The following is an 18,232-nucleotide window of genomic DNA, read 5'->3' as shown; positions in this document are numbered from 1 at the left end:
CCTAGAGTCGGCCGCATGACACGCCGCGTCCTGGTGGTCGAGGACGACCTGACCATCGCCGAGTCCGTGGCCGCCCGGCTGCGCGCCGAGGGGTTCGAGGTCGACCTGGCGCACGACGGCCCGTCCGCCGTCGCGCGGGCCCGCGACACCCGCCCCGACCTCGTCGTGCTCGACGTCATGCTGCCCGGCTTCGACGGTCTGGAGGTGTGCCGGCGCATCCAGGCCGACCGACCCGTGCCGGTGCTCATGCTGACCGCCCGCGGCGACGAGACGGACCTGCTCGTCGGGCTCGCCGTCGGCGCGGACGACTACCTCACCAAGCCGTTCTCCATCCGCGAGCTCGCGGCGCGGGTGCACGCGCTGCTGCGGCGGGTGGAGCGGGCGGCGTCGGCCGCGTCGGCGCGCCTCGCCGTCGCCGACCTGGAGATCGACCTGACCGAGCGGCGGGTCACCCGCGCCGGCGCGGAGGCGCACCTCACGCCGACGGAGTTCGAGCTGCTGGTGCACCTCGCCGAGCGGCCGCGGGCCGTGCAGTCGCGGGAGCGGTTGCTCAGCGAGGTGTGGGGCTGGTCCGAGGGCACCGGCACGCGGACCGTGGACAGCCACATCAAGGCCCTGCGGCGGAAGCTGGGCAACGACCTGATCCGGACCGTGCACGGCGTCGGCTACGCGTTGGAGGTGCCCCGATGAGCCTCAGGTCGGCGTTCGAGACGACGGTCGAGCTGCTGCCGCGCCCGTTGGACCCGGTGCGGTCCATCAAGGTGAAGCTCGGTCTGCTGCTGGTGTCGGCGATGGCGGCCGGGTTCGCGTTCTTCCGGTGGCGGATCGGGTGGCTCGCGCCGGGGACGACGTTCGGCGCGATCGCGATCGCGCTGGTGACGTCGCAGATCCTCGCCCACGGCATGACCAGGCCGTTGCGGGAGATGACGGCGGCCGTGCGGGCGATGCGCGCGGGCGACTACAGCAGGCGGGTCCGCGCGACGGCCCGCGACGAGGTCGGCGAGCTGGCCGGCGCGTTCAACCAGATGGCCACCGACCTGGCCGCGGCCGACCAGCAGCGGCGGGAGCTGATCGCCAACGTGTCGCACGAGCTGCGGACGCCGATCACGGCGCTGCAGAACGTGCTGGAGAACGTCGTGGACGGGGTCGCGCGGCCGGACGCGGCCACCATGCGGACCGCGTTGGCGCAGACCGAGCGCCTCGGCCGGTTGGTGGCGGAGCTGCTCGACCTGTCGCGGATCGACGCCGGCGCGCACCGGCTGGACAAGGTCGAGTTCCCGCTCGCGCCGATGCTGGGCGACGTCGTGGCGGAGGCGTCGGTCGCGGCGCGCGGGGTCCGGTTCACCGTCGACGTGTCCCCGCCCGACGCCACGGTCTACGCGGACGAGGCGCGGCTGGCCCAGGTGGTCGCGAACCTGCTCGACAACGCGGCCCGCCACGGCCCCGCCGGCGGTGAGGTGAGGATCTCCGCGTCGGTGGGGCGTGAGCTGGTGCTGGAGGTCGCCGACGACGGTCCCGGCATCGCGCCGCAGGACCGGGAGCGGGTCTTCGAACGGTTCACGCGCGGCGAACGCGCGGCCGGCGGCGGAACCGGCCTGGGTCTCAACATCGCGCGGTGGGTGGTCGACCTGCACGGCGGCACCATCGCCGTGGTGGACGGCCCCGGGTGCCGAATCCGGGCAACCCTCCCAGCCACCCGAACCACCACAGCCGCCACAGCCGCCGCCCCCACCTGACCCCGCCCCCACCCCTGACCCCGGCACCCACGCCGCGCACACCGCCCGCGCACACCGCCCTCGCACACCGCCCTCGCACACCGCCCTCCAAACCCACCGCCAGGCCACCTCACCGGCCCGCGCCCCACCGACGAACACCAACCCTGCCAACCGCCGCACCCACGGCGGGCGATGGCGCATGCCCTGGAGGCTTCCCATGTCCCCCAACCGCGTACTGCTCACCGGCGCCGTCGCCGGGATCGGGGCGGCCGTGCTCCTGCCCTCCGAACGCCCCGGCCTCGGCTGGGCCCTGACCGCCCTCCTCGTGTTCGCCCTCCTCCGCAAGGTCCGACCGGCGTGGGCGGTGTTGTGCGTTGCCCTCTTCGGCGTCGGGGCGTTCGTCGCCTCCGAGTGGCTGTTCGCCCTCTGCGCGATCGCGGGCTGCGCGGCCGCGTCGCTGGCGATCGTCGGCGGGCGCACGGCGCACGGCCTGGTGCTCGGCGCGGGCGCGGTGACGGTCGCGGCGGTGCGGGCGGCACCCTGGCTGGCCCGCGGGGTGAAGGAGAGCGGCGCGCCGCGGATGGCACGGTCGGTCCTGGTCACCGTGGGACTGCTGCTGTTGTTCGCCCCGCTGCTGGCGAGCGCGGACGCGGCGTTCGCCGAGCTGCTCGGGTCCGCCGTCCCGGAGGAGTCGGGTCAGTCGGTCGTGGTGTTCCTGGCGATCGGGCTGGGCACGGTGGGCGCCTGCTACCTGCTGGCCTCACCGGTGGACCTGGACGGCCAGTCGGACGTCCGCCGCACGGTCGCACGACGTGACTGGGTGTTGCCCGTCGGCGCGTTGGTGGCGCTCTTCGGCGTGTTCGTGGCCGTGCAGATCAGGACGCTGTTCGCCGGCGACGAGCACGTCATCACCACCGCCGACCTGACCTACGCCGACCACGCGCGCGGCGGCTTCTGGCAGCTGCTCGCCGTCACGGTGCTCACGCTCGGCGTCATCGCGGTCGTCGCACGCCTCGCCCGGCTCGACTCCCCGACCGACCGCCGGTGGCTGCGCGTCCTGCTGGGCGCGCTGATCCTGCTCACGCTGGTGATCGTCGCCTCCGCCCTCACCCGCATGTGGCTCTACCAGCAGGCTTACGGCTTCACGGTGCTCCGCGTCCTCGTCTCCGCCTGCGAGCTGTGGCTGGGCGCGGTGTACGTGCTGGTCCTGGCGGCGGGCGTGCGGCTGCGGGGCGACTGGCTGGCCCGTGCCGTCGTCGGCACGGGGTTCGCCGCGCTGGTCGCCCTGGCCGCGCTGAACCCCGACCGGTTCATCGCCGAGCGCAACATCGACCGCTGGTACGAGACGGGGAAGGTCGACGTCCGGTACCTGGCCAAGTTGTCCGACGACGCGGTGCCGGCCCTGGCCGCGCTGCCGCCGGCCCTGCGCGGGTGCGCGCTGGAGTTCCGGCGCGTGCAGGCGGACGACTGGCGTTCGTGGAACCTCGGCCGGCAGCGGGCGCGGGCGGCGCTCGCGGACGTCAGGCTCGCCGAGTGTGCGCGGTGACGTGGTCGGCGACCAGGCGCGCCACCGCGCCGGGGTGGGTGACCGGCGCCCAGTGGCCGGCGTCGAGCACGTGCCGCCGCACGTCCGACGCCCACCGCTCCACGTCCTCGGTCACGGCGGCCGTGACGTACTTGTCGCGCGACGGCTGGATCACCTGCACCGGCACGTCGGTCCGCCGCACGCGCGGCGCGCGCAGGCGGGGGATGAAGTTGGCGCGGTACAAGGAGATCCCCTGCACGCCGTCACGCACGACGGTCGGCGCGACGTGCGACGAGTCGCCCTCCGCGCGCCGCACGAGGTGGTGCCAGCGCGGGCCGATCACGTGCCGCCACAGCAGGGGCGCGACGAACGGCAGGTGGAACATCCCGACGTACCAGGAGTGGAGGAGCTGCTTGAGACGTCGGCCGGTGGGCTTGCGGCGCATCCAGTGGCCGACGTGGTCGAGGCAGGGCCCGGAGATCGACGTGTACGACGCGATCGGGGCGTCCGGCGCGGTGACCGCCTCCCACGCCTGGATCGAGCCCCAGTCGTGCGCGACGACGTGCGCGGGCGCGTCCGGGCTGACGGCCTTGATGACGGCGAACAGGTCGCGGGCCAGCACGGGCAGGCGGTACGCGGCCAGCCCGCGTGGCGCGGACGACGCGCCGGCGCCGCGGACGTCGTACGTGACGACGTGGAACCGCTCGGCGAGCAGCGACGCGACGCCGTCCCACACGCGGTGCGTGTCGGGGTAGCCGTGCACCAGGACGACGGTCGGCGCGGACCGGTCGCCCTGCTCGAACACGGCGAGCTCCACGCCGTCGGACCGCACGAACACCGATTCCACGGACTCCACCACCACCCTCCGCACGAGAGCTACGCCGCCGTAGCTTTGTGAAAGCTACGGCACCGTAGCAATATGGTCGGGTGAGCACAACGCGGCGGAAGTACGCCCCCCGCCTGCCACCGCAGCAGCGGCGCGACCAACTCCTGGACAGCGCGCTCGGCCTCATCGCCGAAGGCGGGTTCGACGCGCTGACGATGGAGGCCGTGGCCCGGCGGTCCGGCGTCACCAAGCCCGTGGTGTACGAGCTGTACGCGAACCGCGCCGAGGTCATCGCCGCGCTGCTGCCGCGCGAGGCCGGACGCGCCACCGCGCAGGTGCTCGAAGCGATCCCGACCTCGGACTTCGCCGACCGCTCCCCCGAGGACGTCTACACCGACACCGTCCGCGCCTTCGTCAACGCGGTCGTCGAGAACCCGGACCGCTGGCGGCTCGTGCTGCTGCCGCCCGAGGGCACGCCGGTGGAGTTCCGCCGGCAGGTCGAGTCGGTGCGGGCCAAGGTGCTCGACCAGGTCAACACGCTGGCCGACCTGGGGCTCAAGGCCCTGGGCGGACCGGCGCTGGACGCCGAGCTGCTCGGCCACACCATGCTCGCGCTGGCCGAGATGGTAGGCCGACTGGTCATCACCGATCCGGAGCGGTTCACGCCCGACCGGCTGGTCGCGTTCGTCGGCCAGGTGGCGCACTTCCTGCCCAAAACCCCGCCGTGACGTTGTGAACGTCACGCTCGGCGCCGCAGGAGTTATGAGTTAGCCCGTTCGTGGGTACGGACCGGAGAACGCCCGTAGGAAGTTCGAAGGGAACCACACGCACGAGGAGGTAGTCGTTCGTGCTCGCAGCCGTCTTGACGTTCGCCGGCTCGCTGCTGGTCGCGCTGCTCGTCGTCACGTCCGTCCACCGGGTGGTCCGCCGCATCGGCCGCCGGTCGGACCTGTTCGCGGGGCTCGCCCGGCACGCCCACCGACCCGCGCTGGTCACGGCCGTCCTGGTCTCGGTCCAGTTCTCGCTGGGGGTGGCGGCACGCGGCGAGTGGCGGCCGGTCGCACTGCACATCACGGGTATAGCGCTGATCCTCGCCGGCGCGTGGCTGCTGGCGTCGCTGCTGGTGGTGATCGAGGACGCGACGCTGGCGCGCATCCGGGTCGACGTGTCGGACAACCGGCACGCCCGGCGCGTCCACACGCAGATCACGCTGGTCAGGCGGGTCACGGTGGTGGTCGTCAGCGTGCTGGCGGCGGCCGCGGTGCTCATGACGTTCCCGAGCGCGCGGGCCGCCGGGACGAGCATCCTGGCGTCGGCCGGTGTGATCGGCGCGATCGCCGCGCTGGCGGCGCAGTCCTTGCTGGGCAACGTGTTCGCGGGCGTGCAGATCGCGTTTAGCGACGCGTTGCGCCTGGACGACGTGGTGGTCGTGGAGAACGAGTGGGGCCGGATCGAGGACATCACGCTGACGTACGTGGTGGTGCACCTGTGGGACGACCGGCGGCTGATCCTGCCCACCGCGTACTTCCTCAAGTCGCCGTTCCAGAACTGGACGCGGACGCAGTCGGCGCTGCTCGGCACGGTGGAGCTGGACCTCGACTGGACGGTCCCCGTGGAGGACCTGCGGCAGGAGCTGCGGCACGCGCTGGAGGGCAACGACCTGTGGGACGGCCGGGTCTGCGTCGTGCAGGTGACGGACGCCGTGGGGTCGTTCGTGCGGGTCCGCGCGCTGGTCAGCGCGTCGGACGCGGGCCGGCTGTGGGACCTGCGGTGCGCGGCCCGCGAGCACCTGGTCGGCTGGCTGCGGTCGCGGCACCCCGGCGCGCTGCCGCAGGTGCGGGTCCGCGACCTGCCCCGGGGCAACGGCTCGGCGCCCGCGCACGCCGCGAACGGGTCGTCCGACAACCGGGTGTTCGGCGAGAGCGCGGACGGCGAGGAGCGGGTGCAGGCGTTCAGCGGCCCCGATCAGTCCGTGCAACCCCGGTGACGTCCCGTTCCGTCCTTCGTGTGCAATGGCAGGACCGGCCGCTGGAGGGCACGTGAGAACACTGGTGGCGCCCCTGTTGGCCGTGCTCGTGCTGGCCGGCTGCGCCGAACGCCCGACCACCGACGCCCGGGCGACGGCCACCGGCGACCGGCCGGCAGTCACCGGCGACCGATCCCCGGCGACCGGTTCGCCCACCGCGACCTCGGAGGTGCGCGTGCCCGCCAAGCTGAGCCCGCAGGGCGAGGACGTGCTCGCGAAGGCCGAGCGCTCCGGCGTGAAGACCGTCGTGCTGACCCTCGCCACCGAGCGCGGCAAGACCGATCAGGTGATCTCCGAGCTGCGACGCCTCGGCGGCGCCGTGGAGGCCGACGACACCTCCATCGGCTACGTCCGGGTCGCCGTGCCCGTGGAGGTGGCCCGGCAGGTGCCCGCCGTCGCGGGCGTCAGCCAGGTCGACGTGGACGAGCCGTTGAGCAACGCCGACCCGACCCCGTGACCCCGTGAAAGCCCTCAGGGCCACCCCCGCGCGAAGCGGGAGTGACCCTGAGGTCCGATCTGGTGCGGTCAGACGACGTTCTGCACGATGACGGCGCCGCGGCCGACGATCGCGCCTTCCGCGGTCTGCACGGTCAGCTCACCGCGCAGCACGCGACCGGCGCCGGCCGGACCCGACACGGTGACCGTGCCCGGGACCGTCCACGTCGCACCGGCGGTGCGCTCGGCGTCGGCGTCCGTCACCGCGATCGAGCCGAAGCCCGGAGCGGCGAACACGTCGATGTAGTCGTACTCCGTGGTGCCGGAGGGCACCTCGTAGCCGTCCACCTGCACCCGCCACGCGCCGGCGGCGGGGTTGTTGATCGTGACGGACTCCTCCGAGTCGCCGTCCGCCGCCTGACCGGCCAGCACGCAGGTGCCGGAGGTGCAGTTGTAGACGAACAGGTCGAGGTCGGCGGACACGTCGCTGGTCTTGCCGATCGTCGCGCGCAGCGACGTCGAGCCCGGCGCCACGGTCAGGTCGTACGTCTGCACCGCGGCGTCCGCGATGGACGGACGCGCGATCCGGGCGCTGCCCAGCGAACCGCCGACGAGCTTGCCGGTGAACGTGGCCAGCGAGTTGGTCACCGCGTACTCACGGCTGATCGGCGTGCCGACCGAGGCCGACGGGATGGTGTCCGGGTTCGGGCTGACCGTCGTGCCCAGCACGGACGCCGTCACCGAGAACGGGGCCGCGTCGGCGTCGGAGGTGCGCCGCGCCTCGACCACGATCTCCCACACGCCCGGCAGCGGGTTGCCGACCGTGCGGCTGGTCGGCGAGCCACCGGCACAGCCGGCGCCCGCGTCGGGGTTGTAGCAGTTGGTCGACGACGTGGTGTCGAACGGCACGCCGTACGGGTCGTAGCGCAGGAACCGGACCTGGCCCTTGCCCGCCTCGCCACCGGCCGCCATGTCGACCTTCAGCGCGCTGGCGCCCTCGGGCACCCGCACGAAGAAGCTCTTCGACTGGTTGCGCTCGACGGTGCCGGTCTTGGTCACCGCGAACTTGCCGGCCGCGGTGAACTCGTCGGCCGCGAACACCGTGTTCAGGGTGAACACGTCGATGCCGCGGGTGCCGGGGTTGTCCAGCTTCAGCACGGCCGAGTGGGCGCCCGCCGTGGTCGGCTTGACCTTGACGTCGAACTTGACCGGCGTGTTCAGCGGCAGGCTGACCAGGGACTTCGACGAGAACGTGCCGTCGTTGCCCTGCCAGTTGACGAAGAACGACTGGTTGCGGTTCGGGCCCGTGGTGCGGGTCAGGGTGTAGGTGCGGGTGTACTCGCGGCCCACCACCACGTCCTCGCGGTCGTGGATGCCGACACCGGTGTCCGGGGTCGCCAGCAGGCCGGACAGCGCCGTGTTGACGGTCACCGACGTGGTCACCGACTGGGTGTCCGGGTGCGCGTTGAGCTGCGTCCAGGCGCGCTTGGTGTCGAAGAGGCCGGCGCCCTGCTCGTAGGCCTGCAGCGTGGAGACCCACTTGGCGCCGGACTGGATGGCGTTGCGCAGCGCCGCGACGGGCGGGCGCTCGCCGTTGTGCTCCGCCTTGTACGCCGACACGAGCAGCGCCGCGGCGCCGGTCGCCTGCGGGGCGGCCATCGAGGTGCCGTTGAACATGGCGTAGCCCGCGGGCAGGGCGTACGTGCCGGCCACCGGGCCGGGCGCCTGCCACTGCGGCGTGGTGGAGATCGCCGAGCCGGGCGCGACGATGTTCGGCTTGAAGCCGCCGTCCTCGCGGGGACCGCGCGACGAGAAGCCGTGCAGGCCCTCGCGCTGCCGCGTGACCGAGCCGTAGTTGGACAGCCAGGTGTCGGCGGTGATGTACGAGCCGACGCTCATCGCGTCCGTGGACACAGACGGGTCGCCGACCGTGTTCGCGCCCGCGCCGCTGTTGCCGGCGGAGATGAACACCTGCACGTTGTACTCGGCGATGGTGCGGTTGTAGAGGGCCGCACGCGCGTTGTTGCCGTCGTTGAGGGCGGGCAGGCCGCCGATCGAGATGTTGACGACGTCGGCGCCGTTGCGCGCCGCGTACAGCAGGCCGTCGATCAGGCCGCTGTTGGTGCACGACGGCGTGGTGAGGCAGACCTTGACGGCCATCAGCTTCGCGCCGGGCGCCGCGCCCACCATCTTGCCGCCGAACATCTTGTTCGCCGACGTGATGCCCGCGACGTGCGTGCCGTGGGCGGCGGAGATGCCCAGGTTGACCCACGCGGTGCCGTTGGCGTCGTAGTTCGACTTGTCGGTCTGCACCACGAACGCGATGGTGTCGAGGACCGGCGTGGCCGGGTTGTCGACGCCGAAGTGGCCGACGTCCTTCTTGTACTTGTAGTCGATCATCGCGGTCTGGTCGGTGAAGTCGCCGTCACCGTCCACGTCCACGCGGACTTCCTTGGTGGTGGTGTCCTGCAGCACGCCGAACGCGTCCACGCGGTCGCCGTCGCGGTTGATGTCACCACCGGTCTCGCTGTTGGCCAGGCCCAGGTCGCCCGCGTTCTCGCGGAACAGGCCGAAGCTGTACGGGCCGCCGGTCGCGGGGGCCGTGTAGGTCACGCCGCCGTTGGTGAACGCGCCGTTGTAGCGGCCCGCCACCTGGATCCACGTGCCGTCACCGGAGTTGGTGGCGTTGGCGTTGTACCAGTCGACGATCTTGCGCTCGCCGGTCGACGTGGTGGTCAGCGCCGGGTGGTCCAGGTCGATGCCGGAGTCCATGATGGCGATCGTGGTGCCGCGGCCGTCCCACTGGGGGTGCTCGTCGGTGAACTGCGCCGCCTTGGTGTCCTGCGTCGGCATGTACGGGTTCTTCTTGGGCGTGGACGCGCCCGGAGCCGGCTGCGGGAGCGGGGTCGTCGCGCCCTCGGGACGCGGGTCGTCCAGCGCGACCAGGCCGTCCACGTCGACCGCGTTCACGGACGCGAGCTTCGCGGCCTTCTCGGCCTTGTCCCGCGGCACGGAGACCTTGAGGTAGTCGACGTCACGCTCGACCGTCTCGACCACACCGCCGAGGGCCTTGAGGTCGCTCGCGGCGGAGTCCAGCTTGCCCTCTTCGGCGGCGACGAGCAGCGTGACGTTCGCCTGACCGGCCTGTTCGGCCTCGGCGATCCGCTCACGGTCCTGCTTGTCGAGCTGCTTGTCGGCGGGCGCGGGGGCGGTTGGCGCCTCCTGCGCGGCAGCCGACCCGGCGGCGAAGCCGAACCCAGTGGTGCCCAGCACGGCGGCCAGCAAGGCCGCACTGGTGCGGTGTCTCCACCGGCTTCCTGAGTTGATCACGGCGCAAACCCTTCGTGGGGAAAGATTGGCGCAAGCACATCTCCCCGACCCCCGGGGAACAATCGGACGAACAGCCCAACAGTGAAGTCCACATTGGACTGAACGGGGTATTGCGCGAACGCGCGAAGAGTGCCGCAGAACTCCGGAACGGGTGCGACTAGTCCAGTCAAGAGCCGACCGGCCGGAATGTCAAACACTGTCAACGGTGAATCGGCGCGACAGGCCGGTAATCGGTAACAAATCGCACATCAGCGCGATGGCGAGCACACTGGGCAGCATCGTGGACGCCGCACCGATCGACCGGATCGCCGACGAGCTGTACGCCCTGCCGCCGGGCGAGTTCGTCGCGGCCAGGGACGCCCACGTCCGCCTGGCCACCGAGCGCGGCGACAAGGCGTTGGCCAAGCAGGTCTCGGAGCTGCGCAAGCCGACCGCGTCGGCGTGGGCGCTGAACCTGCTCGCCCGCGAGGGCGCGTCCGACCTGGCCGAGGCGGTGGCCCTGGGCGAGGAGCTGCGCACCGCCCAGGAGGAGCTGCGCGGCGGAGCGCTGCGCGAGCTCGGCGCACGTCGGCGGGCCGTGCTGAGCACGCTCGTGCGGCGGGTCGAGGCGTTGGCGCGCGAGGCGGGCCAGCCGCTCGGGCCGGACGCCGTGCAGCAGGTGCGCACCACGTTGGCGGCGGCGCTGGCGGACGCCGTGCTGGCCGCGCGCATTCGGGCGGGGCGGCTCGTGAAGCCGGTCGAGCAGTCCGGCTTCGGCCCGTTGAGCGAGACCGCCGTGCCCGTGCGCGACGACCTGGCCCCGCGCCGGGAGCAGCGCCGGGAACGCCGGCTCACCAAGGCCAGGGAGGACATCGACGCCGCGGCGGCCGACGTGCGGAAGGCGGACACCGCCGTCATCGAGGCCGAACAGGCGCTGGCCGAGCGCGAGGAGCACACCGCCACGCTGCGCGCCGAGCTGCGGCGGGCGCAGCAGGCCGAGCAGGAGGCGGCGAACCAGGTGGCGAAGGCCAAGCGCCGGGCGGACACGGCCCGGGACAAGCTGGCGACCGCCGAGGCCCGGATGACGGAGCTGCGCGGCGACGCCTGACGCCCTCCAGCCGACGCCTGACGCCTCGCGCGCCGATGCCTGACGCCCTCGCGACACGCCCTCGCGACGGCACCTCCGACACGCTCGCGCGCCGACCCCCTCCGGCACCGTCGCGCCGACCCTCCGACACCCTCGCGGCCGCGACTTCGGGCGCCCTCCGGGGGCAACTCCACAGAGTCACAATCATTCCTGACGCTCCGTAGTGACGCCCGCCACGCTGGGGGTTTCCGGGGAACACAGATACGGAACGACCCGTTCTACCTGAGGTCGGCACGTGGACGCCGCACCGGACGTCAGGCCCGCGGGGCACCTCCCCAAGCGCCCACGCGGCACCTCTCCCCCGAGACGTTGCAGAGTGCGCCCACACCTGCCCGACCGCCGCCGGCCGCACGGATTCCCCCACCGTCGCGGCCGGCGGTCTTTTACGTCACCGGACCGCCCCTCCCCGGCAGCTCAGACCATGTACTGATCATGTCGGGCGTACAACTCGGTCCACTCCTCCGGGCTCAACCGCCGACCCGATTCGGCGATCTCGGCCAGTTCCCGGAAGTAGTTCTCGCGCGGTGGCGCGGGCGCGAACAGGATGAGCATGGACGCGGGCTCGTCGGCGTCGTTGCGGAAAGCGTGGACACCGCCCTCCGGCACGTAGAGGAAATCGCCCGCGCCCGCGCTCACCCACGTCTCGCCGTTGAACAACCGCACCGTTCCCGCGGTCACGTAGAACGACTCCGAGAACGTCTTGTGGAAGTGCGCCGCAGGCCCGCCCGCGTGCGGCGCCATCCGCCACTCGAAGAGGCCGAACTGGCCGCGCGTGACGTCCGCGGTGCCGACCAGCCTGGCCTGGGTCAGCGGCCGGTCGATCGTCGGCACCTCCGCCACCGGCCGCCACACCGCGCTGACCTCGCCCACGTCCCCCTGGTAGGACACCTCGACCACCCCTCAAAGTGAATTTTATTCAACTCTCGTGCGCTGCCCGCACTTCGATCTAGACTCGCCCGATGGCACAGGACGCGGACGTCATCGTCGTCGGCGCGGGTCTCGCGGGACTCGTCGCCACCGCCGAGCTGGTCGACGCCGGGCGCAAGGTCATCCTCCTCGACCAGGAGCCCGAGGCGTCGTTCGGCGGGCAGGCGTTCTGGTCGTTCGGCGGGTTGTTCCTGGTCGACAGCCCGGAGCAGCGTCGGCTGAAGGTCAAGGACTCGGCGGAGCTGGCCTGGCAGGACTGGCAGGGCTCGGCCGCGTTCGACCGGGACTGCGACCACTGGCCGCGTCGGTGGGCCGAGGCGTACGTGAACTTCGCCGCCGGCGAGAAGCGGTCCTGGCTGCACGGCATGGGCGTGCGCTGGTTCCCGCTCGTGCAGTGGGCCGAGCGCGGCGGGTACCTGGCGGACGGCCACGGCAACTCCGTGCCGCGTTTCCACGTCACCTGGGGCACCGGCCCCGGCATCGTCGCCCCGTTCGAGCGGCGGGTCCGCGAGGGCGTGGCGCGCGGTCTCGTGCAGCTGCGGTTCCGGCACCGGGTGACCGGCCTCACCACCACCGGCGGCGCCGTGGACGGCGTGCGCGGCTCCGTGCTGGAACCGAGCGCGGTCGGTCGCGGCGAGCCCAGCTCGCGCACCGCCGTGGAGGACTTCGAGCTGCGCGCGCAGGCCGTCGTCATCACGTCCGGCGGCATCGGCGCGAACCACGACATGGTGCGCCGCAACTGGCCCGCCCGCCTGGGCACCCCGCCCGAGCACATGCTGTCGGGCGTGCCCGACCACGTCGACGGCGCGATGCTCAAGGTCGTGCAGGACGCGGGCGGCGAGATCATCAACGAAGACCGCATGTGGCACTACCCCGAGGGCATCGCCAACTACGCGCCGGTGTGGAGCAGGCACGGCATCCGCATCCTGCCCGGTCCGTCGTCGCTGTGGCTGGACGCCACCGGGCAGCGGCTGCCGATCCCGCTGTTCCCCGGCTTCGACGCCCTGGGCGCGTTGCAGCACATCGTCCAGACCGGGCACGGCTACTCGTGGTTCGTGCTCAACCAGCGGATCATCGGCAAGGAGTTCGCGCTGTCCGGGTCGGAGCAGAACCCCGACCTGACCGGCAAGGACGTCCGGGCCGTGCTGAAGCGCGCGCTGCCCAACGCGGTGGCGCCGGTCGAGGAGTTCGCCAAGCGGTCCGAGGAGTTCATCTTCGGCCGCACGCCCGAGGAGCTGGCCGCGGGCATGAACGCGCTGACCGGCACGTCGCTGGTCGACCCGGCCGCGCTGCGCCGCACCATCGTGGAGCGCGACCGGCAGGTGATCTCCGGGCTCGGCAAGGACATGCAGGTCAACGCCATGCGCGAGGCCCGCAGGTTCGTCACCGACAAGCTGATCCGGGTCGTCGAGCCGCACCCGCTGCTGGACCCGAAGGCCGGTCCGCTGATCGCCGTGCGCCTCTCCGTCCTGACCCGCAAGACCCTCGGCGGACTGCACACCGACCTGTCCGCGCGTGTGCTGAAGGACGACGGCTCGGTGCTGGACGGCGTTTACGCGGCCGGCGAGGCGTCGGGCTTCGGCGGCGGCGGCGTCCACGGCTACCGGGCGCTGGAGGGCACGTTCCTCGGCGGCTGCCTGTTCTCGGGCCGGGTCGCCGGCCGGGCCGCCGCGGAGGCCACCGGCTGACGCCCGCCACCGGCGGTCCCGTCATGTCGTGAAGTGCCCCAGCGCCCGGTCGGTCGTCACGTCGAGCCTGCGGGCCAGGTCGTCGGCGTCCGCCAGGCGCAGGTCGCGGTAGAGGCGCAGCGCCGCCAGCCAGTGCGGCCGCGCCGCCGTGACGCCCTCGGACTGCTCCAGCACGTCCCCGATCGACCGGTGGCACAGGGCTTCCTGGTAGCGGTCGCCGAGGCGGGACGCCAGCGCCAGGCCCGCCCGGTACGACTCCAGTGCCTCGTCGGCGCGCCCGAGCTGCTGCGACGCCGTGCCGACCGTGTGCAGGGTCGCGGTGTGCGCCTTCGACGGCGCGGACGGGAACAGGCCCAGCGCCTCCGTCGCGTGCCGCAACGCCTCCTCCGGCCGCTGCTTGCGCAGCAGCACGTTGGCCAGGTTGTTCTGGATGCTCGCCTGCGACCGGTTGTCGCCGACCTCCCGCGCCACCTCCAGCGCGCCGAGGATCGTCTCCTGCGCCCGGTCCAGCTGGTCGTCCGCCATCAGGCAGTAGCCGAGGTTCGCCAACGCCGCCAGCTCCAGGTGCCGGTCGGCGCCGGCCAGCGACGCGGCCCGCGTGCACGCCTCGATGGCCTCGTCGATCCGCCCGAGGTCGGCCAGCGTCGAGCCCAGCCGCAGCAGGAACGTCGCCTCGGCGTGCCCGTCGCCGAGCGAGCGGGTCGCGGCCAGGCCGATCCGGCACAGCGCCAGCCGGTCCAGCCGGTTGCCGCGCCGGAAGTGGAACGCGTCGAGGCACAGCGCCAGCTGCCAGGTGCGCTCGCGCTGCCCGCCGTTCACCGCGATGTCCAGCGCCAGCCCCAGGTTCGCCTCCTCCAGCGTGAACCAGTCGAGCGCCGCCGCGTGCGACGACAGCTCCGGGAACGACGCGGGCACGTGCTCGGCCGGCCCGAACGGCTGGACGTGGTCGGACAGGTGCGCCCGCGCGCGGTCGGCGACGTGCAGGTAGTAGTCGAGCAGCCGGCGCGTCGCCACCTGGTTGTCCACTTCGGACTCGGTGGCCGCCAGGTGGTGCGTGAACAGCCGCACCAGGTCGTGCCGCGAGTACCGGTCGGGCGTCGACTCGTGCAGCAGGTTCGCGTACGCCAGGGTGCGCAGGTGCGTGCGGGCGCTGACGACGTTGATGTCCAGCAGCGCGGCGGCCGTGTAGCTGTCGAGGTCCGTGCCGGGGTGCAGGCCGAGGCGGCGGAACAGCCGCGCCGCGCCCTCCGGCAATTCCCGGTAGCTCACGGCCAGCGCCGCGTGCACCCCGCGCCCCGCCTCGGGCAGCGACAACGCCGACAGCCGCCCCTGCTCGTCGCGCAGCTCGTCCACCAGCGACTGGATCGTCCACCTCGGCCGTGACGCCAGGCGCGCGCCCGCGATCCGCAACGCCAGCGGCAGCCGGTCGCACAGCTCCACCAGCTCGGCCACCGCGTCCGGCTCCTGCTCGATGCGCGGCCGGCCGAGCAGCGCGGCCAGCAGGTGCTCGGCGCTCTCCTCCGGCAACGTCGGCACGTGCAGCGACGTCGCGCCCTCCGTGACGACCAGGTCGTCCAGCCGGTGCCTGCTGGTCACCAGCACCAGGCACCGCGCCGAGCCCGGCAGCAGCGGCCGGACCTGGGCGGCCGACCGGGCGTTGTCCAGCACCACCAGCACCCGCCTGCCCGCGAGCAGCGACCGGTACTGCGCGGCCTGGTCCTCCAGGTCCGCGGCGATCTGCGAGTCGGTCAACCCCAGCGCCCGCAGGAACCCGATCAGCGCCGTGCGCGGGTCGAGCGGCTCCGTCTCGTCGAACCCGCGCAGGTTCACGAACAGCTGCCCGTCCGGGAAGTCGCCGGCCACCCGGTGCGCCCAGTGCAGCGCCAGCGCGGTCTTGCCCACCCCGGCCGGGCCGACCAGCAGCCCGATCGCCGAGTCGTGCCCCATCAGGCTCTCGCCGAGGTCCGACAGCTCCAGCTCGCGGCCGACGAACCCGCGGTGCTCGCGCGGCAGCTGGGCGGGCGTGGTCTCCACCAGCGGCGGCACGGCGTCGCCCACGAGCGGCGTGACACCGACGGTGACCGGCGCGGTGCCGGTGACCGGCGCGGTGTCGCCGGCGAGCACGGCCCGGTACGCGTCGCGCAGTTCCGGACCGGGGTCGACGCCCAGCTCCTCGGCCAGCCGCTCCCGCGTCCGGTGGAACAGGGCCAGCGCCTCCGCCTGCCGCCCGGTCCGGTGCAGCGCCAGCACCAGCCGTGACACCAGGGCCTCGCGCAGCGGGTGGGCGTCCACCGCGTCGCGCAGCCCGGACACCGCCTCGGCCGCCCGGTCCAGCCGCGACAGGCGGGTCGCCAACTCCTGCACCGCCACCAGCCGCAGCTCCTCCAGCCGCGCCGACACGGCCTCCCGCAGGTGGTCGCCGGGCACGTCGGCGAGCACCGGCCCGCGCCACAGCGCCAACGCGTCCCGCAGCAGCCCCACGGCGACGTCGTCCGCCGCGTCGCGGGCGGTGGTCAGCAGGTCCTCGAACCGGAACACGTCGACCGCGCCCCGGTCGCCGGTCAGGACGTAGCCGGGCGCGCGGGTGAGCAGGCCGACGCCGCCCGCCAGGACCTTGCGCAGCTGGGCGATGTGGCCTTGGAGGGCCGCCTTGGCCTGCGGGGGCGGTGAGCCGTCCCACACCAGGTCGAGCAGCCGGTCGCCGGACACCACCCGGTTCAGCTCCAGCGCCAGGGCCGCGAGGACGGTCCGACGCTTGGCCGCACCCAGTCGAACGGCCTCCCCACCTGCGGAAACCAGCTCAACGGGGCCGAGCAGGTTCACCCGCATCCCGAGGCCCTTTCGGCGTTGTCACCGTGTGGTCGCTGAGTTTCCCACAGTCGCCGCGCCCGTCCGGAAGGCCGCGTTGGGCCCGCGTTGGCCGGGCGTTGGAGGACAGGGTGAAGGTGGGTTCCGTCCAGCAGGCTGCCTTCGCGAGGGATACCGATGTACATCGCCGAAAACGGGGGTGAAGTGGCCCCGCCCCAGGAGGTCCCGACCGTGAACGGTCAGGTCGTGGCCCTCCAGGAGACCGTGAACTCCGGCCGGGTGTCGCTCGATCCCGCCACCGGCGAGGAACTGCGCAAGATGCTCCTGGAGCAGATCGACCAGGTGGACTCGTGGCTGGAGCGCGCGGGTCGGCTCGCCCGTCCCGCGCCGATCGGCGCGAACCCCGTCGGCGACCGGCTGGCGCACAAGTTCGAGGCGCGCGCGGACGGCGACCCGAGGTCGTTCGTCGCGGTCATGACGGCGTACCGCGAAGTCCTCCAGCAGACGCACGACTCGGTGCGGAGCGCGATCCGCAACTTCACCGCCGTCGACGAGGAGCACGGCTCCGAGTTCACCAGGCTGAGCGGGAACTGAGGGGACTGGCGACGATGGCCGAGCAGGAACAGCGGTTGCAGGTGGCGGTGGCGTCGCAGCGGGCGCGCCTGGCGCAGCGGCGGGACGAGGAGATCGACCTCGTGCTGACCGACGCCCAGAACTGGGCGTCCCGGTCCCACCGCGAGCTGTACGACGCCGTGCACAACAACAACGACCCCGGCCAGACGGGCGAGATCGGCGCGGAGTGGGGCCAGTTCGGCACCGAGCTCACCGAGGCCGCCCGCCTGATCAACGAGCGGGTCGCGGTCAGCGAGTCGGGCTGGACCGGCGAGGCGGCGGACGCGGCGCGCCTGGCCATCAAGGGCCTCGCGGACTGGGTCACGCACACCGCGGAGACCGCCGTCGAGGTCGGCAAGCGGGTGCAGGACCAGAGCCAGATCATGGAGAACGCGCGGGCGAGCATGCCCGAGCCGGTCGAGTTCAACTGGGACCAGGCCACCGGGGCGTTCACCGCGGGCGGCATCTCCGGGTTGGCGAGTTCCGCGACCGACGTGCAGGCCGCCAACGACCACGCGCGGGCGCTGCACGAGCACGCCGTGACCGTCATGAGCACGATGGAGAACGAGTCGAAGGCGGTCGACCAGACCACGCCCCGGTTCAGCGCGCCGTTCAACCCGGTGACGGGCCGGACCGAGGAGCCCGTCGTGATGATGCGGGCCGTGTCGTCGCCGACGCTGGGCGGCGGGGACGCCGGTGTGACGAGCACCAGCGCGGCCTACTTGGCGGATCGGTCGCAGGCGACGCCGTCCGGCGAGGCGCAGCAGGGGGTGCGCGCCGGGGCGGCGACCCCTCCGACGACGACGGGCACGTACCCGTCCGGGTCCGCCTACACCCCGCCTGCCGCCGCGGCTACGTACACGGGCACGTCCTCGGCTCCCGGCGCCTACGCGGCCGCGTCGCCCGGCACGCCGTTGAGCCCGGCGATGTACCGGCCCGAGGGCACCACGGCCGCCGCAGCGGCGGCGCAGGTGCCCGTGGCCAACCCGTACACGCCGCAGTCGAGCTACACGCCGCCGTCCGGCGGGTACCAGCCGCCGGCGTACACGCCGCCCGGCAGCGGTTACGTGCCGCCGTACCAGCCGGCCAACCCGAACGCCGTGCCGCGGCCCGGCAACGGCACCCTGCCGCCCGGCGTGAAGCCGCCGGCGTACATCCCGGCCGGCAGCCCCGGCACGCCCCCGTTGCCCGGCGGCGGTGGCGGTGGTGGCGGT

The 18,232-nt window shown here is 73.1% G+C and carries 14 protein-coding genes; 10 read left to right on the top strand and 4 right to left on the bottom strand.

Annotated features, from left to right (window positions below):
• Positions 1 to 15: 15 nt before the first annotated feature.
• From ACFQ3T_RS10230 to ACFQ3T_RS10220, 3 genes are all read left to right on the top strand, one after another.
• Positions 16 to 690 (top strand): response regulator transcription factor, encoded by a 675-nt coding sequence (locus tag ACFQ3T_RS10230; RefSeq protein WP_380722701.1) that lies wholly within the window; start codon positions 16 to 18, stop codon positions 688 to 690.
• On the top strand, positions 687 to 1,736 hold the full coding sequence (locus tag ACFQ3T_RS10225) for a sensor histidine kinase (RefSeq protein ID WP_380722699.1): 1,050 nt from the start codon (positions 687 to 689) through the stop codon (positions 1,734 to 1,736). The genes ACFQ3T_RS10230 and ACFQ3T_RS10225 overlap by 4 nt, the downstream gene beginning before the upstream one ends.
• A gap of 196 nt (positions 1,737 to 1,932) precedes the next feature.
• A complete protein-coding gene (locus tag ACFQ3T_RS10220; RefSeq protein WP_380722697.1) occupies positions 1,933 to 3,261 on the top strand; it encodes a DUF4153 domain-containing protein in 1,329 nt (442 codons plus the stop codon).
• On the opposite strand, the gene ACFQ3T_RS10215 is transcribed toward ACFQ3T_RS10220, so the two are convergent.
• Positions 3,236 to 4,096 (bottom strand): alpha/beta fold hydrolase, encoded by an 861-nt coding sequence (locus tag ACFQ3T_RS10215; protein ID WP_380722695.1) that lies wholly within the window; start codon positions 4,094 to 4,096, stop codon positions 3,236 to 3,238. The two genes, ACFQ3T_RS10220 and ACFQ3T_RS10215, sit on opposite strands and share 26 nt — an antisense overlap.
• Positions 4,097 to 4,167: 71 nt before the next feature.
• Here ACFQ3T_RS10215 and ACFQ3T_RS10210 point away from each other — a divergent pair, with 71 nt between their 5' ends.
• The 3 genes from ACFQ3T_RS10210 to ACFQ3T_RS10200 all read left to right on the top strand — a co-directional run bounded on the left by ACFQ3T_RS10210 (position 4,168) and on the right by ACFQ3T_RS10200 (position 6,549).
• The gene (locus ACFQ3T_RS10210; protein WP_380722693.1) at positions 4,168 to 4,794 is read left to right on the top strand and encodes a TetR/AcrR family transcriptional regulator; all 627 of its coding nucleotides are present in this window, start codon (positions 4,168 to 4,170) and stop codon (positions 4,792 to 4,794) included.
• 119 nt (positions 4,795 to 4,913) lie between these two features.
• Positions 4,914 to 6,053 carry a mechanosensitive ion channel family protein gene (locus ACFQ3T_RS10205; protein WP_380722691.1) on the top strand — a complete coding sequence of 380 codons (1,140 nt, stop codon included), beginning with the start codon at positions 4,914 to 4,916 and terminating at the stop codon, positions 6,051 to 6,053.
• Between the two features lie 52 nt (positions 6,054 to 6,105).
• Complete coding sequence (locus tag ACFQ3T_RS10200; protein WP_380722689.1) at positions 6,106 to 6,549, top strand: hypothetical protein; 444 nt, start codon at positions 6,106 to 6,108, stop codon at positions 6,547 to 6,549.
• Between the two features lie 68 nt (positions 6,550 to 6,617).
• Here ACFQ3T_RS10200 and ACFQ3T_RS10195 read toward each other — a convergent pair whose 3' ends face one another.
• Positions 6,618 to 9,857 (bottom strand): S8 family serine peptidase, encoded by a 3,240-nt coding sequence (locus ACFQ3T_RS10195; protein WP_380722687.1) that lies wholly within the window; start codon positions 9,855 to 9,857, stop codon positions 6,618 to 6,620.
• 256 nt (positions 9,858 to 10,113) lie between these two features.
• On the opposite strand from ACFQ3T_RS10195, the gene ACFQ3T_RS10190 reads away from it, so the two are divergent.
• Positions 10,114 to 10,944 (top strand): hypothetical protein, encoded by an 831-nt coding sequence (locus ACFQ3T_RS10190; RefSeq protein WP_380722685.1) that lies wholly within the window; start codon positions 10,114 to 10,116, stop codon positions 10,942 to 10,944.
• A gap of 453 nt (positions 10,945 to 11,397) precedes the next feature.
• Here the strand turns inward: ACFQ3T_RS10190 and ACFQ3T_RS10185 are convergent, their stop codons facing one another.
• Positions 11,398 to 11,871, bottom strand: a complete 474-nt coding sequence (locus ACFQ3T_RS10185; RefSeq protein ID WP_380722683.1) for a cupin domain-containing protein — start codon at positions 11,869 to 11,871, stop codon at positions 11,398 to 11,400.
• Between the two features lie 71 nt (positions 11,872 to 11,942).
• Between ACFQ3T_RS10185 and ACFQ3T_RS10180 the strand changes: the two genes are divergently transcribed.
• A complete protein-coding gene (locus tag ACFQ3T_RS10180) occupies positions 11,943 to 13,598 on the top strand; it encodes an FAD-binding dehydrogenase (RefSeq protein WP_380722681.1) in 1,656 nt (551 codons plus the stop codon).
• A 21-nt stretch (positions 13,599 to 13,619) separates the two neighbouring features.
• Here the strand turns inward: ACFQ3T_RS10180 and ACFQ3T_RS10175 are convergent, their stop codons facing one another.
• The gene (locus ACFQ3T_RS10175) at positions 13,620 to 16,427 is read right to left on the bottom strand and encodes an AfsR/SARP family transcriptional regulator (RefSeq protein WP_380722679.1); all 2,808 of its coding nucleotides are present in this window, start codon (positions 16,425 to 16,427) and stop codon (positions 13,620 to 13,622) included.
• A 210-nt stretch (positions 16,428 to 16,637) separates the two neighbouring features.
• On the opposite strand from ACFQ3T_RS10175, the gene ACFQ3T_RS10170 reads away from it, so the two are divergent.
• Both ACFQ3T_RS10170 and ACFQ3T_RS10165 read left to right on the top strand, forming a co-directional pair.
• On the top strand, positions 16,638 to 17,000 hold the full coding sequence (locus ACFQ3T_RS10170; RefSeq protein ID WP_380722677.1) for a hypothetical protein: 363 nt from the start codon (positions 16,638 to 16,640) through the stop codon (positions 16,998 to 17,000).
• A gap of 14 nt (positions 17,001 to 17,014) precedes the next feature.
• Positions 17,015 to 18,232: PPE domain-containing protein (locus tag ACFQ3T_RS10165; protein WP_380722675.1), on the top strand; the 1,218-nt coding region annotated here is incomplete at its 3' end.

Source organism: Saccharothrix hoggarensis, from assembly GCF_042678885.1.
Lineage (GTDB): Bacteria > Actinomycetota > Actinomycetes > Mycobacteriales > Pseudonocardiaceae > Actinosynnema > Actinosynnema hoggarensis.
This window is presented reverse-complemented; position numbering and strand designations above follow the sequence as displayed.